Below are 20,506 nucleotides of genomic sequence, written 5' to 3' on the forward strand. Positions count from 1 at the left end.
GAACGGGGAAGCTCGGGCGTTCGTCCGGAATGTGACCTGACTCGCTCTGCCGGTACCCCGCTCCCTAGAATTCGCCGCCATGAGCAATGACGACCACCGCGCCGCAGGCGCCTCACAGGCCACGGGGGCCACCGGGCGTCGCCGTCGGCATGCGCCGCCGCGGCGACGTGCGGGCGCGCGGTGGGCGATCGCCGGCGGCGGTGTCGTCGGGCTCGGGCTGCTGGTCGCGGTCGTCGCCGGGGCCTTCCGCGCCGGGGAGACCGGCGGGGGCCCCGCGGGTGGCGACGGGCACCCGGGGCTGCCCTCGCTGATCCAGGCCGACCCCTCGGGCACGGCGGAGCCCGGTGACGAGGGAGAGGCGACCGGGGCACCGCGGCAGAGCGCCCCGGCGGGCACGGGCGCCACGACGGCGTCGGCCGGCCCGAGCGCGACCCCGTCGGGGACCGCGACCGCGACCGCCTCGCCCACCGTCGCGGCCGACGGCGCCGAGGCGGGCGCCGGCGAGAAGTCGGAGAAGCCCGGAAAGTCGGGCTCGGCCCCGGGAGCGACGAAGCGCCCCAGGTAGGTTGACCCCTCATGTGGGTTTTCAGTGCCTCCGGATGCCGGTGGGCGGGTGCGGCCGGGTCGCTCGCCGTCGCCGTGGGCGGGTACACCGCCGGGACACTGCCGGTACGCGAGCCGTGGGGCCTGTGGGCGCCCAGGGGGTCGGCGCTGACGGTGGCCGGTGCCGTACTGGCGTACCTGGGACTGACCCTGCTCGTGGCGGCCTGGTGGCGGTACGGGCGGCTGCTCGCGCGCGGCGTGGAGGAGGCGCGGGAGCGGGCGCTGCTGGTCACGCTGGGGTGGTGGACCGCGCCGCTGGTGCTCGCGCCGCCGCTGTACAGCGCCGACGTGTACAGCTACATCGCGCAGGGCGCCATGGTCCTGGAGGGCTACGACGTGTACGGGGCGGGGCCGTCGGTCCTCGCGCCCGGCGACCTCGGGGCGGACGCGGCGGCGAGCGTCGGCGGGCACTGGACGGACACGCCCGCCCCGTACGGGCCGGTGTTCCTGGTGCTCGCGCAGGCCGTGGTGAAGCTGACCGGTGGGGAGATCGTCCCCGCGGTTCTCGGGATGCGGCTGATCGCGCTGGGCGCGCTCGCGTTGATCGTGTGGGCGGTCCGAGGGCTGGGGCGCGGGAGCGGGGCCTTGTGGCTGGCCGCGCTGAACCCGCTGCTGCTGATCCACGTCGTGGGCGGGATGCACAACGACGGACTGATGATCGGGCTCATGCTGAGCGGGTTGCTGCTCGCCACTCGGGGGCGGTGGGTGCTCGGGTCGATCCTGGTCGGGCTCGCGATGATGATCAAGTCGCCGGCGGCCGTGGCGTTGCTCTTCATCGGGGTGATGGTGGCGCGCGCCCACGGGGGTCGTGGCGTGGGTGGCCTGTGGGGTGCCGTGAAGGGGCTCGTGCTGCCGGGGGCGGTCGCGGGGGCCGTTGCCGCCGCTGCGACGGTGGCCGCAGGAACCGGCTTCGGGTGGCTGCGGACGCAGAGCGTGGCCGGGACGATCCACACGGCGCTGTCCGTGACGAGTGACGTGGGGCTGGGGCTGGGGCTGCTGGTCGGGGACGGTCCCGAGCCGGTGAAGGGCGTGGTGCAGAAGCTCGGGCTTCTCGCCGCCGTGGTGATCATCCTGGTGCTCGCGTGGCGGGCCTGGAGGGGGCGGATCAAGCCCGTGCTCGGGTTGGGGCTCTCGCTGGTGGCCCTGGTGGCGCTCTCGCCGATGGTGCAGCCGTGGTACCTGCTGTGGGGGACGGTGGTCGTGGCGGCGGTCGCGTGGGACACGCGGGTGGGGCAGGTGCTGGGGGTGCTGTCGGCGGCGCTCGTGTACGAGACGGCGCCGTCGGGGCATACGCCGTGGTACGGGTTCGTGGTGGCGGGGGTTGTGCTGGCGCTGGGGCTCGTGTGGGTGCGGCGGGAGCCGTGGGGGACGGGCCCTCAGCCCGTGCGGGGCCCCGTGGTGGGCGGGCACATGGAGCGGACGCGCCCGTAAGGGCGCCGTCCCGTTGTGCCCACCCTCCCCCAGACTTCGTCCGGGGGGACCCCCACCGCCCCAGCGGAACGAATGCCCACAACGGAGCTAGCTCGACCGGATGGACCTGCCCGCCAGGACGTCCGTCCTCTTGCCGTCCTCCATCACGAACTTGCCGTCGATCAGGACGTGGGGGATGCCCGTCGGGAGTGTTCTCGGGGAGTCGTACGTCGAGCCCGCCGCCACCGTCGTCGGGTCGAAGAGGACCAGGTCCGCGACGTAGCCCTCGCGGACCAGGCCGCGGTCCGGGAGGCGGAGGCGGGCCGCCGGGCGGGAGGTCAGGTGGGCCACGCACTCCTCCAGGGAGAGGACGCCCTCCTCGCGTACGTACTTCCCCAGGTACTGCGGGAACGTCCCGTACGCCCGCGGGTGCGGCTTGAAGCCCTGGAGGATGCCGTCCGAGCCGCCGGTGTGGACCCGGTGGCGCATGATCGTCCGGACGTTCTCCTCGTGGCCGACGTGCTGGAGGATCGTCGAGCCCAGCCGGTCGTCGATCAGCAGGCGCCGGGCCGTGACCCACGGCGCCTCGCCGCGCATCGCGGCGGACTGCGCGATTGTCTTGCCGACGCAGGACGCGAGGCCGGGGTCGCTCACCCCCGAGATCTCGATCGTGTCCCACTCGATCGGCACCCCGTGGCAGCCGTCCGAGCCGATCTCCTCCAGGTGGTGGCGGATCCGTTCCGACGTCTCGGCGTCCTGGAGCCGCGCAAGGACCGCCTCCGGGCCGCCCTCGCTCGCCCAGCTCGGCAGCATGGCCACCAGCGTCGTACAGCCGGGGGTGTACGGGTACGTGTCGAGGGAGATGTCGGAGCCCCGCTCCAGCGCCTCGTCGAGGAGGGCCAGGAGGTCGGGCGCCTTGCCTTTGTTCACGCCGAAGTTCATCGTCGCGTGCGCCAGATGGAGCGCGCAGCCCGCGTCCCGGGTGAGGGCGACCATCTCCTCGTACGCCTGGAGCGCACCGGCGCCGTACGAGCGGTGGTGCGGGCAGTAGTAGCCGCCGTACCGCGCCACGACCTTGCAGAGCTCGGCGAGCTCGGTGTCGGGGGCGTACATCCCGGGGGTGTAGGTCAGCCCGGAGGACATGCCGACCGCGCCCTGCTCCATGCCCTCGGCCACGAGCCGCCGCATGCGGTTCAGCTCCGCCTCGGTGGCGGGGCGGTCGTCCCAGCCGACCGCGTACATCCGGACCGTTCCCTGGGGGATCAGATACGCCGCGTTCACCGCGATCCCGCGGTCGAGGCGGTCCAGGTACTCGCCGACCGTGCGCCAGTCGAAGTCGATGTCGGAACCGTCGCCGTTCCACCCGGTGATCGCCCGGCGGACCTCCGCGAGCGTTCGGTCGTCGACCGGCGCGTACGACAGGCCGTCCTGGCCCAGGACCTCGAGGGTCACCCCTTGCGCGGCCTTCGCGGTGTGCTCCGGGTCCCGGAGCAGCGCGAGGTCGCTGTGGGCGTGCATGTCGATGAAGCCGGGGGACAGGGCGAGACCCTCGGCGTCCAGGACGCGCCGGGCGGTGGGACGCTGACAGCCCGCCGCCGCGGCCTCCTTGACGATGGCGGCGATCCGACCGCCTTCGAGGGCCACGTCGGCGCGGTACGACTCCCCGCCCGAGCCGTCGATGACGTCCACGTCGCGGATGACCAGGTCCATGGCGGGCTCCTAGAAGAAGGTACGGATGTAGTCGACGACCGTGCCGTCCGCCTCGACCAGCGGGATCAACTGCCACTTGTCGAAGGAGGTGCAGGGGTGGGACAGGCCCATGCCGAGCCAGTCGCCGACCTCCAGCTCGGCGCCGGGCTCCGTCCGTACCCAGCCGTGCTGGTCGGACAGGCCGGTGACCGTGACGCCGTCGGCCGGCCGGACCGTGCCGGTGCGGGCGTCACGGACGACCTGCGCCTCGGGGAGGTGGAGGTCGTACGCGGCGTCGCGCTTGCCCGCGTTGGTGAAGGCCTGTTCGGCGGTGGGGCGGGAGACGACCTGCGCCCAGAGCCGGAACGCGGGCTGGAGCGCGCCCTCCTCGGGGACGCGGTTGAAGGGGGTGAGGTGCCGGTAGTGGCCGTCGTCGTGCGAGACGTACGCGCCGGAGCGCAGCAGCTTCAGGACGGGGAGGGAGAGTTCGGGGATCTCGGCGAAGACGTCCGCGACCGCGTCGAACCAGGCGCTGCCGCCCGCGCTGATCACGATCTCGTCGATGTCGGCGGAGAAGCGGCCGGCCTTGTCGAACTCCGCGGCGAGCGCGGTCAGCCGGCGCAGCCAGGCGTGGACGCGTTCGGCGTCGGCCTGCGGGACCTCGCCCTCGTAGCCGGCGACGCCGACCAGGCGCAGGGTCGTGGTCGCGGCGACGGCGTCGGCGACGGCGGTGCAGTCGGCCTCCGTACGGGCTCCGGTACGCGCTCCCTCGCCGGCGCCGAGCTCGACGACGACGTCCACGGGGCGGCGGGCGTCCGCCTCGGTGAGCGCCGCGTCCATCAGCTCGACCCCGCGCACGGAGTCGACGTAACAGACGAAGCGGAAGTCGGGGTCGGTGTCGAGCTCGGAGGCCAGCCAGCGCAGGGCGGGCGCGTCGACGAGCTCGTTGGCGAGGAAGATCCGGGCGATGCCGTGGGCGCGGTAGACGCGGGCCTGGTGCGGGACGGCGGCGGTGATGCCCCACGCGCCGTGCTCCAGCTGACGGTCGAAGAGCTGCGGGGCCATGGACGTCTTGCCGTGCGGGGCGAAGGCGAGGCCGTGGCGCTCGGCGTAGATCTCCAGGAGGCGCAGGTTGTGCTCGACGGACTCCGCGGAGAGGGCGAGGACGGGGGTGGTGAAGCCGCCGGTGAACAGGTTGCGGCGCTGGGCGGCCAGCTCGCCGACGGTCAGACCCTCGGCGTCCGGGGGCAGGGCCTTGAAGCGGTGGTCGACGCGCTCGTTGGCCAGCTGAGGGGTGGGCCGGTCGGCGGGCATGGATCCTCCTCGTCGAGATCGTTGCATCATCTGCAACGGTCATTGCGCATATCGCTTGGTGCTGTCTAACATCCGGGCCAACGCCGGGTCAATGGACCCTGCATGATCGCCCCCGACGCATGAGGAGTCCGCACGTGACCGGAGCCCCGCCCGTGGACGGAGCCCCGTCTGCGGACGCGCCGCCCGTGGACGCGCCGTCCGTGGACGTCGTCTGCCTCGGCGAGTCCATGGTCACCTTTCTGCCCTCCCGGTCGGGCCGCCTCGCCGACGTGCCGTCGTTCACCCGCACCATCGGTGGCGCCGAGTCCAACGTGGCATGCGCGCTGGCCGCGGTGGGGCACCGGGCGAAGTGGGTGAGCCGCGTCGGCCGCGACGGCTTCGGCGACCACCTGGTGGAGACGATCGCCGCGTACGGGGTCGATGTGTCGGCGGTGGGGCGGGACGCCGAGCGTCCGACCGGGATCTACTTCCGTACGGCCACGGACCGGGCGACGGAGGCACACGAGGTCGCGTACTACCGGGCCGGGTCGGCGGCGTCGGCGATGTCGCCGGCGACGGTGGCGTACGAGGTGGTGGGGGACGGGCGGATCCTGCACGTCTCCGGGATCACGGCGGCGTTGTCGGAGGACTGCCTGGGGTTGATGCGGGAGCTGACCGCGGCGCGGGTCGATCGGCCGCTGGTGTCGTTCGACGTGAACTTCCGCGCGGGGCTGTGGCGCGACGGGTCGGGACCCCGGGTGCTCCTGGAGCTCGCGCGGGGGGCGGACCTGGTGTTCGTGGGGGAGGACGAGGCGGAGGAGGCGTGGGGGGTTGTCGGGCCGGACGCGGTGCGGGCGGCGCTGCCCGAGCCTGCTGTGCTGGTCGTGAAGCGGGGTGGGCGGGGCGCGGTGGTCTTCGAGCGCTGCGCTGGGCCATTCCCCTCAATCGCGGGCGAGGCTGGTTTTCCAGCCCGTCCGGCGTTTGAGGACCCGGCCGGAGGCCGTACGGGGTCTGGGGCGGAGCCCCGGTTTCGGGAAGGGGCGGGGTGGGGGAAGGCCCCGCGCAGCGGCCCCCACGCGCCCGCACCCGCGCCCGCCGACGCCCCCGCGCCCGCACCCGCCCACGCCCCCGACACCGTGACATTCGTGCCCGCCCCCACCGTCGACGTCGTCGCCCCCGTCGGGGCCGGTGACGCGTTCGCCGCCGGTTTCCTCTCCGGCACCCTCCGGGGGCTCGGCGTGCGGGAGCGGATACGCCACGGGCACCTCATGGCCGCCGCCGCGCTCACCGTCGCCGGCGACCTGGGCGCGCCCGCGCGGACCGTACACGCCGACCGGCTCGTCGCACTCGACGACGAGGGCTGGGGGAGACTGCACCTCGGCCCCGGCTGGACGCGGACCGGGGAGGACCAGGAGGTACGTACGTCATGAGCCAGACCGTCGACCGCGCGCTGAGCATCCTGCCGCTGCTCGCCCAGGGCCCCGCCGACCTCGGGCAGGTCGCCGACCGGCTCGGGGTGCACAAGTCCACCGCGCTGCGGCTGCTGCGCACCCTGCACGAGCACGGGCTCGTCTACCGCCAGCAGGACCAGCGCTACCGCCTCGGCGCCCGCCTCTTCGCCCTCGCCCAGGAAGCCGTCGAGAACCTCGACATCCGCGAGATCGCGCACCCGCACCTCACCGCGCTCAACGAGCAGATCGGGCACACCGTCCACCTCGCCGTGCACGAGGAGGGCGAGGTGCTCTACATCGACAAGGTCGAGAGCCGCTACCCGGTCCGGATGTACTCCCGTATCGGCAAGCCCGTCGCGATCACCGTCGCCGCCGTCGCCAAGCTGCTGCTCGCCGACCTCCCCGAGCCCGAGCGGCGCGCCCTCGCCGCCAAGCTCGACTACCCCATGTACACGCCCCGTTCGATCCCGAACGCCGCCGCCTTCCTCAAGGAGCTGGCGACCGTACGCGAACAGGGCTGGGCCACCGACCTCGGTGGCCACGAGGAGTCCATCAACTGCATCGGCGCCCCCATCCGCGGCGCCGACGGTCGCGTCGTCGCCGCCATGTCGGTCTCGGCGCCCAATGTGGTCGTGACGGCGGAGGAACTCCTCACCCTGCTCCCGCTGGTGCGCCGCACCGCCGACGCCATCAGCCGGGACTACTCAGGCAACACCCCTACCAAGGACCGGACATGACCGAGAAGATCGCCCTCACCCCCGCCACCCACACCGCCCCGCCCGCGAAGTTCTCGCACGGCGTCAAGAAGGGCAACATCCTCCAGGTCGCCGGCCAGGTCGGCTTCCTGCCCGCGGAAGAGGGCAAGGCCCCCACGCCCGCCGGGCCCACCCTGCGCGAGCAGACCCTCCAGACCTTCGCCAACGTCAAGGCGATCCTGGAGGAGGGCGGCGCGAGCTGGGACGACGTCATGATGATGCGCGTCTACCTCACCGACGTCGACCACTTCGCCGAGATGAACGAGATCTACAACGCCTACTTCGAGGAGCAGGGTCTCAAGGCGCCCGCCTCGGCGCGCACGACGGTCTACGTCGGCCTTCCCAAGGGTCTGCTCATCGAGATCGACGCTCTCGCGGTCCTCGGCTGACCTGGACTGATCTTTCTGAAACCGCCGCTTTACGGCACGGCGTTCGTCCCCGGGACGCCGTGCCGCGCTCCCCCCTACCCAAAAATCGAGGCCCCCCTTGCTGCTCGCCGCCGCGCCCCCCGCCGCCGAGGCCCCACCGCACACCGGTGGTCTGCTCCTCCTGATACCGGGCACCGCCGGACTGCTCACCGTCGCCGCCCTCGGTATCGCCCTCCTCCTCGTCCTGATCATCAAGGTCAGGCTGCAGCCCTTCGTCGCGCTGCTCGCCGTCTCCATCACCGTCGGCCTCGCCGCCGGTCTCTCCGTCACCGAACTCTTCGGCACGGTCCAGAAGTCCGCCGCCACCTCGGTCATCGAGAGCGGCATGGGCGGCATCCTCGGTCATGTCGCGATCATCATCGGCCTGGGCACCATGCTCGGCGCGATACTCGAGGTCTCCGGCGGAGCCGAGGTCCTCAGCAGTCGCCTCCTCGGCCTCTTCGGGGAGAAGCGCGCCCCGCTCGCGATGGGCCTCACCGGCCTCATCTTCGGTATCCCGGTCTTCTTCGACGCCGGCATCTTCGTCCTCGCGCCGATCGTCTACGCCGCCGCCAAGCGGTCCGGAAAATCGATTCTGCTCTACTGCATGCCGCTGCTCGCGGGTCTCTCCATGACCCACGCCTTCCTGCCGCCGCACCCCGGACCCGTCGCCGCCGCCGGGCTTCTGCACGTCTCGCTCGGCTGGGTCATCCTCATGGGCATCGTCGTCGGCATCCCCGCCGTCCTCGCCGCCTGGGCCTACGCCTCCTGGATCGGCAAGCGCATCTTCGTCGAGGTGCCGCAGGACATGGTCGAGGCCGCCGAGGAGGCCCGGGCGAAGGTGGCCGCCGAGCGCAAGGGCTCCGCCTCCGAGGCGCCCGTCTCCCTCGCCACCGTGCTCGTCATCATCGGTACGCCGCTGGTCCTCATCCTCGCGGCGACGTTCTCCTCGATCGCCCTGGACGAGTCGACCCCGCGCTCCGTGATCGAGTTCTTCGGCAACCCGTTCGTGGCCCTGACGATCGCGCTGGTCCTCGCGTACTACCTGCTCGGCATCCGACGCGGCTGGTCCCGCAAGTCCCTGGAGCAGGTGTCCACTTCCTCGCTGAAGCCGGTCGGCAACATCCTGCTCGTGGTCGGCGCCGGCGGTGTCTTCGGCGCGATCCTCAAGGCGAGCGGTGTCGCCCAGGCGCTGTCCGACACGTTCAACGACGTCGGTCTGCCCGTGATCGTCCTCGCCTACCTGATCTCGCTCGTCCTCCGGGTCGCGCAGGGCTCGGCGACCGTCGCGATCGTCACCACGGCCGGTATCGTCCTGCCGCTGGTCGAGGGCGGCGACCACTCACAGGCCTTCCTCGCCCTGGTCATCATGGCGATCTCGGCCGGCTCGATCTTCGCCTCGCACGTCAACGACGGCGGCTTCTGGATCGTCTCGAAGTACTTCGGCATCTCCGAGCGGGACACCCTGAAGTCCTGGACCGTCCTGGAGTCGGTGCTCTCGCTGGCCGGTTTCGCCGTCGCCGCCGCGCTGAGCCTGGTGGTCTAGCGCGCCGGTACGTCGAGAAGGGCGCCCCCGGAGGTTCCGGGGGCGCCCTTCTCGTACCGTCAGCTCGTGCAGTACTGCGCTTCCTTGCCGATGGACCGGTACATGCAGTCGGAGTTCTCCAGAAGCTGGAGCACCGCGTCCTTGTTGCGGCTCGTCTCGCGCTCGATCACCTCGTCGGGCGGGTAGAAGCCGCCGTTCCAGGACGAGGCCGGATACATCTCGAACGTGTACCCGAAGATCTTCTGCGCGCCCCAGAGGTAGTCGTCGATCGAGCCGTCCGTGATGTAGAGGTCGCTGGACTGCTCGGCCGTGTAGCCGTTGCTGGCCGCCATCTTCTGGCCGACGGCGGCGAACGCGTCGCGGTCGTCCTGGGTCATGCCCGGCGCGGTGTTCGCGGTGGTCCAGCCGAACGGCCAGAGCACCAGCTCGCTGTACGTGTGGAAGTCGATCGCGGCCCTGATCTGCTGCTTGCCGCCCACCACGCGCGAGCGGACGAAGTCGGCGACGACCTTCACCTCGGGGGCCGACTCGGGGGCCGTGCCCCGGTACGTCTCGGAGCTCTTGGAGCCCGAGGAGCCGCCGCAGCAGCCCCACTTGTAGTCCCAGTTCCGGTTCATGTCCGTACCGACGTAGCTGGAACCGGAGTTGGGCTGCCGGTTCTTGCGCCAGCTGCGGTAGGAGCCGGAGGCGATGTCGTATTCGCCGCCGTCCGGGTTGAGGTCCGGCACGATCCAGATCTCGCGGTTGTTGACCACGTTGGTGATCCGGGAGTCCGTGCCGTAGCCGGCCCCCAGCTCGCGCAGCAGGTAGAGCGCCATCTCGACCGTCAGGTGCTCGCGGGCGTGCTGGTGGTGGGTGAAGAGGACCTCGGGCTCGGCCTCGTCCGAGCCGACGTTGTCGCTGATCTTGATGGCGACGATGTCCCGGCCCTGGTAGGTCTTGCCGATGACCCGCTTGTTCATGATGTTCGGGTACTGGGCGAGGCGCTGGTCGATCTCCGCGTTCATCTCGGCGAAGTTGTGGTACTTCGCGTCGGCGGAGGGGAAGTCGAAGGGCTGGGCGGCGAGGCCCTTGGCCGACCGGTCGGGCGGGGCCGGCAGCACCTCGGGGCGGTGGCCGAGGGCGCGGAGCTTGCGCAGCTGGGCGGAGTTGGCGCTGACGACGACGCTGTGGTCGTCCGCCTCGTCGATCGAGACGCCGGTCGCGGCGAGCGCGGTGCGTTCGGCGGCGGTCGACGGGCCGTGGATCTCGTACTGGCGGATCACTTCCTCGGTGGCGGCGGTCGGTTCCGAGTCGGCTCCGGCCTGGTACGCGCCTGCGGAGAGGGGCGCCGCGAGGGCGAGCGCCAGAAGGGCCGCGAGAGTGGCGGACCTTCTTCCGCGGGTTCGAAGTCGCATGCTGTCTCCTGGGTGGGGAGTGTGGGGGTGTGCGACAGGCTGTGCGGGGTGTCCGGGCACATCGTCCGGCCATGACATGGACTGGTCAAGGGTGCGGTTCGGCCACGCCCCCTTGCGCCGTCGCGCCACAGCCGCTTTGGTGACCTGGATCACGCAACCGGTCACACAGCAGATCACACAGGACGGCTGAAAGGCGGTCGGACATGGCGGAGGTCGCTCAGGAGGAGGGCACGGGAGACGCGGGTGCCCGTCCGCGCAAAGCTTCCTGGCGGTACATCGGCCCCGGCATCGTGGTCGCGGCCACCGGTGTCGGAGCCGGTGACCTGGTCGCGACCCTGGTCGCGGGCTCGAAGTTCGGCTACACCCTGCTCTGGGCCGCCGTCATCGGATGCCTCGTCAAGATCTTCCTCGCCGAGGCCGCCGGCCGCTGGCATCTGGCCACCGGCCGCACGCTCTTCGACGGCTGGCGCAGCCTCGGCGCGTGGACCACCGTCTACTTCGTCGGCTACGTCGTCGTCTGGGGCTTCGTCTACGGAGCGGCCGCGATGTCCTCCAGCGCCCTGCCGCTCGGCGCGCTCTTCCCGGACGTCATGGACCTCAAGGCCTGGGCGGTGCTGTGCGGCCTGGTCGGCCTGGTCTTCGTCTGGTTCAACCGGTACGCCGTCTTCGAGAAGGTCATGACCGTCCTGGTCGGCGTGATGTTCGTGGTGACCGTCTACCTCGCGGTCCGGGTCACGCCCCACCTCGGCGACGCCGTCGCCGGCCTCGCCCCGGTCCTCCCCGACGGCTCCCTCGTCTACACCCTCGGCCTGATCGGCGGCGTCGGCGGCACCATCACCCTGGCCGCGTACGGCTACTGGGTCAACGCCAAGGGCTGGCGGGACACCGGCTGGATGAAGGTGATGCGGCTCGACAACCGCGTCGCCTACGTCACCACCGGCATCTTCGTCGTCGCGATGCTCTTCGTCGGCGCCGAGCTGCTGCACTCCTCCGGCCTCGCGATCGCCAAGGGCGACAAGGGGCTGCTCGACCTCAGCGGCATCCTGTCCGAGCGGTACGGGGACGTCACCGCCAAGCTCTTCCTGGTGGGCTTCTTCGCCACCTCCTTCACCTCGCTCATCGGGGTGTGGCACGGCGTCAGCCTGATGTTCGCCGACTTCGTGGCGCACTACCGGCCCGCCCTCGTGCCCGAAGGAACGGCCCGCGACAAGTCGCTGCCGTTCCGCGCGTACCTGCTCTGGCTGACCTTCCCGCCGATCGCGCTGCTCTTCCTGGACCAGCCGTTCGGCCTGGTCATCGTGTACGGCGTGATCGGCGCGTTCTTCATGCCCTTCCTGGCGCTGACCTTGATCCGGCTCCTCAACTCCTCCCGTACGCCGGCCGAATGGCGCAACGGGCCGCTGAGCAACGTGATGCTCGGGGCGGCCGGGCTGCTCTTCGTCGTGCTGTGCGTCCAGCAGGTGCGCGAACTGCCCTGGTAGGGCGGGCACTGCCACGGCGGTGCCGCGTCGGCGATACTGTCCCGCGTGGGGATGCTGATCGGCACGTACGAGATCGAACGCAAGCTCGGTGAAGGCGGGATGGGGACCGTCTGGCTGGCGCGCTCACGGGGCGGCCGAGCGGTCGCCGTCAAGGTCGCCCGGCCGGAACTCGCCGCCGACCCCGGCTTCCGGGAGCGCTTCCGTGCCGAGATCGTGGCCGCCCGCCGGGTCGGCGGCTTCCACACGGCGCAGGTCGTCGACGCGGACGCCGACGCCGAGGCGCCCTGGCTCGCCACCGCCTACGTCCCGGGACCCACTCTCGCCGGACTCCTCACCGCCGAGGGCCCGATGGACGAGCGGCGGCTCCGGACGCTCGGCGCCGCGCTCGCCGAGGCCCTGGAGGCGATCCACGCCTGCGGGCTGGTCCACCGCGACCTCAAGCCCGGCAACATCGTGATGGCACCCGACGGCCCCCGGGTCCTGGACTTCGGGATCGCCCGCGCCCTGGAGTCGACCCGTCTCACCGCCACCGGCTCGGCCTTCGGCACCCCCGGCTACCTCGCCCCCGAGCAGGCCCTCGGCGAGGAGGTGACGGGCGCGGCCGACGTGTTCGCGCTCGGCGGCGTCCTCGTCGCGGCCGCCGGGGGCCGGGCGTTCGGGGACGGCACCCCGATGGGCCTGATGTACCGCACCGTCCACGAGGCACCGGACCTGGACTCCGTGCCGGAGGCCCTGCGCGGTCTCGTGGGGCGCTGCCTCGCCAAGAACCCGGCCGAGCGGCCGGCGCCCGCGCAGCTCCTCGACGCGCTGGCGGGGAACGGTGGCCTCACGGTGCCACCGGTGCCGACTGTGGTCGTGACGACGGCTCCGGCACCGACACCGGCTCCGCTTCCGGCTCCCGGGCCGCCGGTCGAGGAGACGGGACGCGGCGTGCAGGACGCCGGCCCCCTGCCCGTACACGCGCAGCCCACCGTCGTCGTACCGCCGCCGCCCGCGGTTCCGCCCGGGCCCGCCCCGGAGTTCCACGCCGCCGACAAGACCTCGGGGATCGCCGTCGACGCCGACGGAGTCGTCTTCGTGATCTCCGACGTCGAGGCCGAGTTCGCCTGGGCGGAGATCGCGTCCGTCGCGTACGAGCGGACTCGGCGCGGCCGGGGCCTGCGCGTCACCCTCACCCTGTACGACGGCTCCAGCTACGCCTGCGACCTCGACGGCCGCCGAGCCGCCCGGGTCGACGAGTGGGCGTGGGTGCTGGACCTGGTCCTGCGCCGGTACCGGCCCGTGTGAGGGAACGGCGCAGCGCCGCCGGGGGAGCGGCGGCGCTGCGTGGACGCGTACCGATGGAGCGCGTACCGGTGTTACGGGAGGTTGTGGACGTGCGGGCCGACCGCGTTGGACCAGGCGTTGCCGGCCGTCGCGTCCCAGTTGGTCGACCAGGTCATCGCGCCGCGCAGGTTCGGCCAGGTCTGCGAGGGCTTGAAGGAGCCGCAGTTCGTGCCGCGGGCGAGGCAGTCGAGCGCGTTCTTCACGATCGACGGGTCCACGTAGCCGCTGCCCGCGCCACGCGTCGACGCGGGCACGCCCAGGCCGACCTGGGAGGCGTCGAGGCCGCCCTGGAGCTGGATGCAGGCGAGCGCGGTGAGGAAGTCCACCGAGCCCTGGCTGTACACCTTGCCGTCGCAGCCGAGCATCGAACCGCTGTTGTAGTACTGCATGTTGACCACCGTGAGGATGTCCTTCACGGCGAGCGCGGTCTTGAAGTACTCGGTGCCCGTGTTCTGCATGTCGATGGTCTGCGGAGCCATCGTCAGGACCATCCCCGAGCCGGCCTTGGCGGAGAGCTGGCGCAGCGCCTTGGTCAGGTACGTGGAGTTGATGCCGTGCTCCAGGTCGATGTCGACGCCGCTGAAGCCGTACTCCTGCATGAGGGCGTACGCGCTGTTCGCGAAGGCGGTCGCGGAGGCGTCACTGTTGATCGTGACGTTCCCCTTCTCGCCGCCGACCGAGATGATGACCGACTTTCCGGCCGCCTTCTTGGCCGCGATGTCGGCCTTGAAGTCGGCGACGGAGGCGTAGCCGACGGCCGGGTCGAGGTTGAAGACGATCTGGCCGGGCGTGGTGGTCGAGTCGGCGAAGGAGACGGCGATGATGTCGTACTGCGCCTGGACGTCCCGGAGCTTCTGGACGGTCGCGCCGTTGTTGAAGTTCTGCCAGTAGCCGGTCAGGGCGTGCTTGGGGACGGCGGGGCCGGGGCCCGGGTCGGTGACCGCGGCCGTCCTGCCGGCGACGGCGGCGGACTTGGCGGACTCGCCCGCCGCGTTGGTCGCGGAGACCTGGAACTGGTACGAGGTGTCGGCGGCGAGACCGGTCACGGTGGCCGAGGTGCCGGAGACGGTCCGCGCCAGGGCGCCGTCGCGGTACACCTTGTAGCCGGTGGCGCCCGTGACCGCGTTCCAGCTCAGGGCGACGGAGGACGAGGTGACCGTACCTGCGGCGAGGCCCGCCGGGGTCGCCGGGACGACCGGGTCGGGGTCGGTGGGGCCGCCCCCGTCGGGGCCGAAGACGGAGACGTCGTCCACGTAGTAGGCGGCCTGGCCGTACCACCCGTGGGTGTAGACGGTCACCGATGTGGTGTTCGCGCCCGTGGTGAAGCTGGTGGTCAGCTGCTTCCAGGAGGAGCTGTCGGGGGTCCAGGTGGAGACGTCCGTGGTCCCGGTGCCGGTGGCGCCGAGGTAGGCGTACCCGCCCTGCACCCAGGCGCTCAGCGTGTACGTCGAGTTGGGCTTGACCGTGACGACCTGCGTGCACTTGGCGTGGTCCTGGCCGCCGGGGGTCGCCTTGAGGGCGCCGGCGCCGGTCCGTACGGGTGAGGAGACCGCGGCGCCGCTGCCCGCGGAACAGGACCAGTTGGCGGTCCCGGACTCGAAGCCGGCGTTCCTCGCGACGTTGACGTCCGCGGCCTGAGCGGTGCCGGCGCCGCCGACGAGGACGAGCCCGGAGCCGACGGCCAGCGCCAGGGCGCCGCCGATCCATCTGCGGGAGCGTGTGGTGGTGCGGTCCACTTGCTGCCTCCGGTGGGGGAGTTGGGGGAGTCAGGGGATACGGGGGTGCGGGGAGGGGCGGAACGGTGGCCACCGTTGGGGGAACAAGCTGGTCCAGACCAATCGAGTTGTCAAGACCTCTGGCGGGGGCGGGAGTTGGGGAGCGGGGCGTCGGATGGGCCCTGGGGCCCACGCCCGGGCCCACCTCCGGGCCCACGTCCGGGCCCAGCGCAAGGGTCGCGCGGGCCCAGAAATCTCCTCGCGCTTGGCGGATTGTGTGTTCACCAGCCCGCAGGTCGTGGATAAGGTGCAGGAGCACCTCGCTGTGCAGTAACGCAGTGAACGCAGTGAGTCATGGGGACACAGGGACATGGGGACGGGGAGCCCGACGTGCCGACAGCGATCGCGGTCACCAGCGCCGACCTGGTGCTGCCACCGACCGACCAGCAGACGCCCACCGCCGCCGTCCTGCCCGCACCCGGGACCCAGCCCCTCGCCTCCGCGGTCGCCGACCTGCAGCTCCTCCTCGACCGGTACGGCCATGTGATCGTGGTCTGCCCCTCCTCCGTACCGACCGCCACGGAGCAGCGGCTGCACGCCGTACGGTCCCTCCTGGAGAGCGACCGGATCGCCCTGGTCAAGACCGATCTGCCGCCGCTGGGCGCCGCCGTGCTGGCTCGGCAGCTGCGTCAGCTGACCGCCTGCGACTTCAGCCCCGGCGTCATCGCATCGGCCGCCCGGCTGCTCGCCCACTACATCTACGCGGGGGCCGTCCTCGGCTCCGTCGCCAAGCTCGACCGCGTACCGGTCAGCCTGAAGTCCCACCTCAAGGGCTGGATGCCGGGCGCGCAGTTCGCCGTTCTCGCCGGGCCCGTCCCGCAGCTCGTACGGATCGCGCCGGGCGCCGAGCCACCCGCCGGACCCGAGTTCGCCACCCAGCTCCTCCTGGCCAGGGGGCAGCTGCAGACCGACTGGCCCACCGGCACCCTCGCGCCCCGCTGGCAGGTCCAGGGCGTCCAGGAAGCCCCGCTGCCCGCCGAGTCGCCGCGCTGGTGGGGCACGGGCCGGCTGGTCGAGTTCGCGGCCCATCTGTCCGACATCGCGGTCCTCCACCATCTGGTCTCCTCGGTGCGGCGCGAGCTCTGCCACTGGTGCCGGATGGAACTCATCGGCGACCGCTGCGGATTCTGCGCCGCACCCCTGCCCGTCACCGTGCCGCCCGCCGCCTCGGCGGCCGCACCCCGGGCGCTCACCGCACCCGCCCGCCGATCCCTGGCCCGCTGATCTCCAGTCCGCTGATCCCCTGTCCACTGATCCCTTGTCCGCCGAGTCACACGGAACCGATCGAGGTTGTACGGCATGAACTCCCGCCAGCGTCGTGGCGTCATCCTGCTGCTGCTGTCCGTCCTGTGCGCCCTGGGCGCGTTCGCCGGGGTCCTGTCGGTGATCGGCGACGTCAACTCCAAGGTCGGACCCGAGGTGAAGGCGTACCAGGTCAAGAGCAAGGTGGAGCCCTACGCCCCGCTGAGCGCCGGGCAGTTCGAAGAGATCTCCATGCCCGAGCGCTGGCTCTCGGAGAACGCCGTCACCGACCTCTCCCAGATCGAGGGCAAGATCGCCGTCACCACGCTCGAGGCCGGCTCCCTGCTGCAGTCCGACATGATCGTCAAGCGCCCGGCGCTCCAGCCCGGCCAGCAGGAGATCGCCATCATGATCGACGCCGCCACCGGAGTCGCCGGCAAGATCACCGCCGGCGCCACGGTCAACATCTACGCCACCTTCGACGGCGAGAAGGACGGGCAGCCCGCCCAGTCGAAGATGATCGTCGCGGGCGCCCGCGTCCTGGACGTCGGCAAACTCACCCCGATCAGCGCCCGTGACGACCGGGGCAGCCGCGCCACCGATGCCGTCCCGATCAGCTTCGCGCTCTCCACGCTCGACACCCAGCGCGTCGCCTACGCCGAGTCCTTCGCCCAGCACGTACGTCTCGCCCTCGTCGCCCCCGGCAGCGAGCCCGCCGTCGACCCGCGCGACCGCACCTACACGCTCGACAAGGACAAGTGAGGCCGGTATGACCACCAGGATCCTGCCGGCCGTCGCCGACCCCGACGCGGCCCGGTCCGTCATCACACTGCTCAGCCAGCTCCCCGACGCCGAACCCGCCGCCCCCGTCGCCGACTCCACCCAGCTCGTCGACACCCTCGCCCGGCTGGCCGCCGAGTCCCTCGACGAGCTGCCCGAAGTCGTCCTCGTCCACGAGCGCATCGGCCCGGTCCCGGCCCTGGAACTCGTCCGCGAGGTCGCGCTCCGCTTCCCCGCCGTCGGTGTCGTCCTCATCACCGCCGACGCGAGCCCCGTGCTCTTCTCCGCCGCCATGGACTCCGGCGCCCGCGGCCTGGTCACCCTCCCCCTCGGCTACGAGGAGCTGGCCAGCCGCGTCCAGGCCGCCGCCCAGTGGTCCGTCGGCGTCCGCCGGCACCTCGGCAGCGGCGCCGACGTCCTCACCGGACCCGGCGGCACCGTCGTCACCGTCAGCGGCGCCAAGGGCGGCGTCGGGACCACCGTCACCGCCGTCCAACTCGCCCTCGCGGCCCGGGCCTCCGGCCGGAACGTCGCCCTCGTCGACATGGACCTCCAGGGCGGCGACATCGCCTCGTACCTCGACGTCCAGTTCCGCCGGTCCGTCGTCGACCTCGCGGCCGTCGACGACATCTCGCCCCGCGTCCTCCAGGACGCCGTCTACACCCACGAGACGGGCATCGCCCTGCTCCTCGCCCCCGGCGAGGGCGAACGCGGCGAGGACGTCGCCGACCGCTCCGCCCGCCAGATCGTCGGCGCGCTCCGCTCCCGCTACGACGTCGTGGTCGTCGACTGCGGCACCCATCTGACCGGCGCGGGCGCGGTCGCCATCGAGATGGCCGACGCGGCGCTCCTGGTCACCACCCCCGACGTGGTCGCGGTGCGGGCCGCGAAGCGGATCGTACGGATGTGGGACCGCCTCCAGATCCGCAAGGCGGAGGAGAGCACCCTCCTGGTGAACCGGTACACGCGCTCCACCGAGATCCAGCCCGCCCTCATCCAGAAGATCACCGGAACGCGGATGGCGGGCGTGGTGGTCCCCGCCAACTTCAAGGAGCTGCAGGGCGTCGTCGACGCGGGCCGGATGCACGAGCTGGACGCCCGCTCGACGGTGAAGCAGGCGCTGTGGTCGCTCGCCGGGGAACTGGGCCTGGTGCAGGCACCGGACGGGGGCGGCTCGGGGCCGGGGCCGGGCAAACAGCTGGCCCTCACGCGTGGGGACGACCGGGGATCGCTGGGGTTGCGACGACGCGGGAAAGGGAGCTGAGCCATGGCGCCGTACCGGGACGACAAGGGACAGGTGGCGGTCGAGTTCCTCGGCATGGTGCCGCTGATCCTGCTCACGCTGGTGCTGCTGTGGCAGTGCGTCCTGGTCGGCTACACCTTCACGCTCGCGGGGAACGCGGCGGACGAGGCGGTACGGGCCGGGGCGGTGGAGGGGGACTGCCGGGAGGCGGGGATGCGGCACCTGGAGGGGGCCTGGGCGGCGGGCGCCGAGGTGGCGTGCGCGCCGGAGGGCGGGATGGTCCACGCGACGGTGCGGCTGAAGGTGCCGGTGCTGTTCCCGGGGGCGGTCAGCTTTCCGTTCACCGTGACCGGTGAGGCCGGAGCCGTACGGGAAGAGGAGGACTGACCATGCCGCGTGGGAACCGCGACCGGGGCCAGGTCGCCGTCGAGTACCTCGGCTTCCTTCCCGTCCTGCTGCTCGTCGCCCTCGCCGGGATCCAGCTCGGACTCGCCGCGTACGCGGCCCAGCAGGCGGGCACGGGAGCCCGCGCCGCCGCCCGGGCCGCCTCCCACGACGACACGACGCTGGACCCGACGGCGGCGGGCCGGGCCGCGATGAGCGACTGGATCGCCGAACGCGCCGGGGTCGACGTCGACGCCGGGGGCGACGAGGCCGTGGCGACGGTCACCGTACAGATCCCGTCCGTCGTCCCCTTCTGGGACTTCGGACAGGTGGAGAAGAGCGCCACCCTGCCCCTGCCAGAGGAGGACGAGTCATGAGCCTGCGGGCACGCATCAGCGCCCCCGAGGACGACGGCGCGGGAGGCCGCGAGGACGGTCATCTCGTCGCGTCCTTCCGCGCCAAGCTCCTTGAGGAGATCGACCTCACCGAGATGTCGGCCCTCGCCGCCGCCGAGCGGCGGGCCCGCCTCGAACGCGTCCTCGGCCACATCATCAGCCGCGAGGGCCCGGTCCTCTCCACCGTCGAACGGGCCCAGCTGATCCGCCGCGTCGTCGACGAGGCGCTCGGACTCGGCGTCCTGGAACCCCTCCTCGAAGACGCCTCCATCACCGAGATCATGGTCAACGGACCCGACCAGATCTTCATCGAGCGGGCCGGCCGGGTCGAACTGCTCCCGCTCCGCTTCGCCTCCCACGAGCAGCTGATGCAGACCATCGAGCGCATCGTCTCCACCGTCAACCGGCGTGTGGACGAGTCCAATCCGATGGTCGACGCGCGGCTGCCGTCCGGCGAGCGCGTCAACGTGATCATCCCGCCGCTCTCCCTCACCGGGGCGACCCTGACCATCCGCCGCTTCCCCCGCGCGTACACGCTGCAGGAGATGATCGGCCTCGGCTCGCTCGACGAGCAGATGCTGTTCCTGCTCGCGGGGCTCGTCCAGGCGAAGTTCAACGTGATCGTCTCCGGCGCGACCGGCACCGGGAAGACCACGCTCCTCAACGCGCTGTCCGGGCTGATCCCGGAGGGCGAGCGGGTCATCACCATCGAGGACTCGGCCGAACTCCAGCTCCAGCAGTCCCATGTCATCCGCCTCGAAAGTCGCCCCCCGAACATCGAGGGCCGCGGCCAGGTCACCATCCGCGACCTCGTCCGCAACTCCCTGCGCATGCGCCCCGACCGCATCATCGTCGGAGAGGTCCGCGGCGGCGAGACCCTCGACATGCTCCAGGCGATGTCCACCGGACACGACGGCTCGCTCGCCACCGTCCACGCCAACTCTGCCGAGGACGCGCTGATGCGACTCCAGACGCTCGCGTCGATGTCGGAGGTCAAGGTCCCCTTCGAAGCGCTCAGGGACCAGATCAACAGCGCCGTCGACGTCCTCGTCCAGCTGACCCGGCATGCCGACGGCACCCGCCGCATCACCGAGATCGCCATCCTGGCGTCGAACGGGCGCGAACGCTTCACCCTCGCCACCGTCTGCCGCTTCCGCGCCCAGCCGCTCGCGGCCGACGGAAGGGTCTACGGCGGCTACGAGTACCACCCGCTGCCCCGACGGGTCGCCGACCGGCTGTACATGGCGGGCCAGCCGATCCCCCAGGCCTTCGGCGTCGCCGCGACCGACGAGCAGCTCGCCACCCGAGAAGCGAAGTAGAGGGCCGGAG

General features: G+C 71.9%; 18 protein-coding genes. 14 read left to right on the forward strand and 4 right to left on the reverse strand.

Annotation, left to right across the window (positions count from 1 at the left end; genetic code table 11):
* Positions 1–79: 79 nt before the first annotated feature.
* Complete coding sequence (locus ACFV9D_RS14830) at positions 80–565, forward strand: hypothetical protein (protein WP_385145366.1); 486 nt, start codon at positions 80–82, stop codon at positions 563–565.
* 11 nt (positions 566–576) lie between these two features.
* Positions 577–2,034, forward strand: a complete 1,458-nt coding sequence (gene mptB / locus ACFV9D_RS14835) for a polyprenol phosphomannose-dependent alpha 1,6 mannosyltransferase MptB (protein ID WP_385145368.1) — start codon at positions 577–579, stop codon at positions 2,032–2,034.
* 87 nt (positions 2,035–2,121) lie between these two features.
* On the opposite strand, the gene ACFV9D_RS14840 is transcribed toward mptB, so the two are convergent.
* On the reverse strand, positions 2,122–3,723 hold the full coding sequence (locus ACFV9D_RS14840; protein ID WP_385145369.1) for an amidohydrolase family protein: 1,602 nt from the start codon (positions 3,721–3,723) through the stop codon (positions 2,122–2,124).
* Positions 3,724–3,732: 9 nt separating this feature from the next.
* A complete protein-coding gene (locus ACFV9D_RS14845) occupies positions 3,733–5,016 on the reverse strand; it encodes an alanine racemase (RefSeq protein WP_385145371.1) in 1,284 nt (427 codons plus the stop codon).
* Between the two features lie 227 nt (positions 5,017–5,243).
* Between ACFV9D_RS14845 and ACFV9D_RS14850 the strand changes: the two genes are divergently transcribed.
* From ACFV9D_RS14850 to ACFV9D_RS14865, 4 genes are all read left to right on the forward strand, one after another.
* Complete coding sequence (locus ACFV9D_RS14850) at positions 5,244–6,425, forward strand: sugar kinase (protein ID WP_385145686.1); 1,182 nt, start codon at positions 5,244–5,246, stop codon at positions 6,423–6,425.
* Positions 6,422–7,183: an IclR family transcriptional regulator gene (locus ACFV9D_RS14855; RefSeq protein ID WP_385145373.1), complete on the forward strand. Its 762-nt coding sequence runs from the start codon at positions 6,422–6,424 to the stop codon at positions 7,181–7,183. The genes ACFV9D_RS14850 and ACFV9D_RS14855 overlap by 4 nt, the downstream gene beginning before the upstream one ends.
* Complete coding sequence (locus tag ACFV9D_RS14860; RefSeq protein ID WP_361436022.1) at positions 7,180–7,590, forward strand: RidA family protein; 411 nt, start codon at positions 7,180–7,182, stop codon at positions 7,588–7,590. Before ACFV9D_RS14855 ends, ACFV9D_RS14860 begins: the two co-directional genes overlap by 4 nt.
* Before the next feature lie 97 nt (positions 7,591–7,687).
* Positions 7,688–9,154 carry a GntP family permease gene (locus ACFV9D_RS14865; protein ID WP_385145375.1) on the forward strand — a complete coding sequence of 489 codons (1,467 nt, stop codon included), beginning with the start codon at positions 7,688–7,690 and terminating at the stop codon, positions 9,152–9,154.
* A gap of 59 nt (positions 9,155–9,213) precedes the next feature.
* On the opposite strand, the gene ACFV9D_RS14870 is transcribed toward ACFV9D_RS14865, so the two are convergent.
* Positions 9,214–10,551, reverse strand: coding sequence for a M14 family metallopeptidase (locus tag ACFV9D_RS14870; RefSeq protein ID WP_385145377.1), 1,338 nt, complete (start codon positions 10,549–10,551; stop codon positions 9,214–9,216).
* A 203-nt stretch (positions 10,552–10,754) separates the two neighbouring features.
* Here ACFV9D_RS14870 and ACFV9D_RS14875 point away from each other — a divergent pair, with 203 nt between their 5' ends.
* Together ACFV9D_RS14875 and ACFV9D_RS14880 are read left to right on the forward strand one after the other, a co-directional pair.
* Positions 10,755–12,032 carry an Nramp family divalent metal transporter gene (locus ACFV9D_RS14875; protein WP_385145379.1) on the forward strand — a complete coding sequence of 426 codons (1,278 nt, stop codon included), beginning with the start codon at positions 10,755–10,757 and terminating at the stop codon, positions 12,030–12,032.
* A 51-nt stretch (positions 12,033–12,083) separates the two neighbouring features.
* Entirely contained in the window at positions 12,084–13,319 is a 1,236-nt protein-coding gene (locus ACFV9D_RS14880) for a serine/threonine-protein kinase (RefSeq protein WP_385145688.1), read from the forward strand.
* Positions 13,320–13,390: 71 nt separating this feature from the next.
* Here the strand turns inward: ACFV9D_RS14880 and ACFV9D_RS14885 are convergent, their stop codons facing one another.
* Positions 13,391–15,094 carry a chitinase gene (locus ACFV9D_RS14885; protein ID WP_385145381.1) on the reverse strand — a complete coding sequence of 568 codons (1,704 nt, stop codon included), beginning with the start codon at positions 15,092–15,094 and terminating at the stop codon, positions 13,391–13,393.
* Positions 15,095–15,427: 333 nt separating this feature from the next.
* On the opposite strand from ACFV9D_RS14885, the gene ACFV9D_RS14890 reads away from it, so the two are divergent.
* The 6 genes from ACFV9D_RS14890 (at position 15,428) to ACFV9D_RS14915 (ending at position 20,496) form a co-directional block, all read left to right on the forward strand.
* The gene (locus tag ACFV9D_RS14890) at positions 15,428–16,357 is read left to right on the forward strand and encodes a hypothetical protein (RefSeq protein ID WP_385145383.1); all 930 of its coding nucleotides are present in this window, start codon (positions 15,428–15,430) and stop codon (positions 16,355–16,357) included.
* A 75-nt stretch (positions 16,358–16,432) separates the two neighbouring features.
* Positions 16,433–17,137 (forward strand): Flp pilus assembly protein CpaB, encoded by a 705-nt coding sequence (gene cpaB / locus ACFV9D_RS14895; protein ID WP_385145385.1) that lies wholly within the window; start codon positions 16,433–16,435, stop codon positions 17,135–17,137.
* Positions 17,138–17,144: 7 nt separating this feature from the next.
* On the forward strand, positions 17,145–18,419 hold the full coding sequence (locus tag ACFV9D_RS14900) for a CpaE family protein (protein WP_385145387.1): 1,275 nt from the start codon (positions 17,145–17,147) through the stop codon (positions 18,417–18,419).
* A gap of 3 nt (positions 18,420–18,422) precedes the next feature.
* Positions 18,423–18,785 (forward strand): TadE/TadG family type IV pilus assembly protein, encoded by a 363-nt coding sequence (locus ACFV9D_RS14905; protein WP_385145389.1) that lies wholly within the window; start codon positions 18,423–18,425, stop codon positions 18,783–18,785.
* Between the two features lie 2 nt (positions 18,786–18,787).
* Complete coding sequence (locus ACFV9D_RS14910; protein WP_385145391.1) at positions 18,788–19,159, forward strand: TadE/TadG family type IV pilus assembly protein; 372 nt, start codon at positions 18,788–18,790, stop codon at positions 19,157–19,159.
* A complete protein-coding gene (locus ACFV9D_RS14915; protein WP_385145393.1) occupies positions 19,156–20,496 on the forward strand; it encodes a CpaF family protein in 1,341 nt (446 codons plus the stop codon). Before ACFV9D_RS14910 ends, ACFV9D_RS14915 begins: the two co-directional genes overlap by 4 nt.
* Positions 20,497–20,506 lie beyond the last annotated feature (10 nt).

It is taken from the genome of Streptomyces sp. NPDC059875 (assembly GCF_042731085.1).
Taxonomy (GTDB): domain Bacteria; phylum Actinomycetota; class Actinomycetes; order Streptomycetales; family Streptomycetaceae; genus Streptomyces.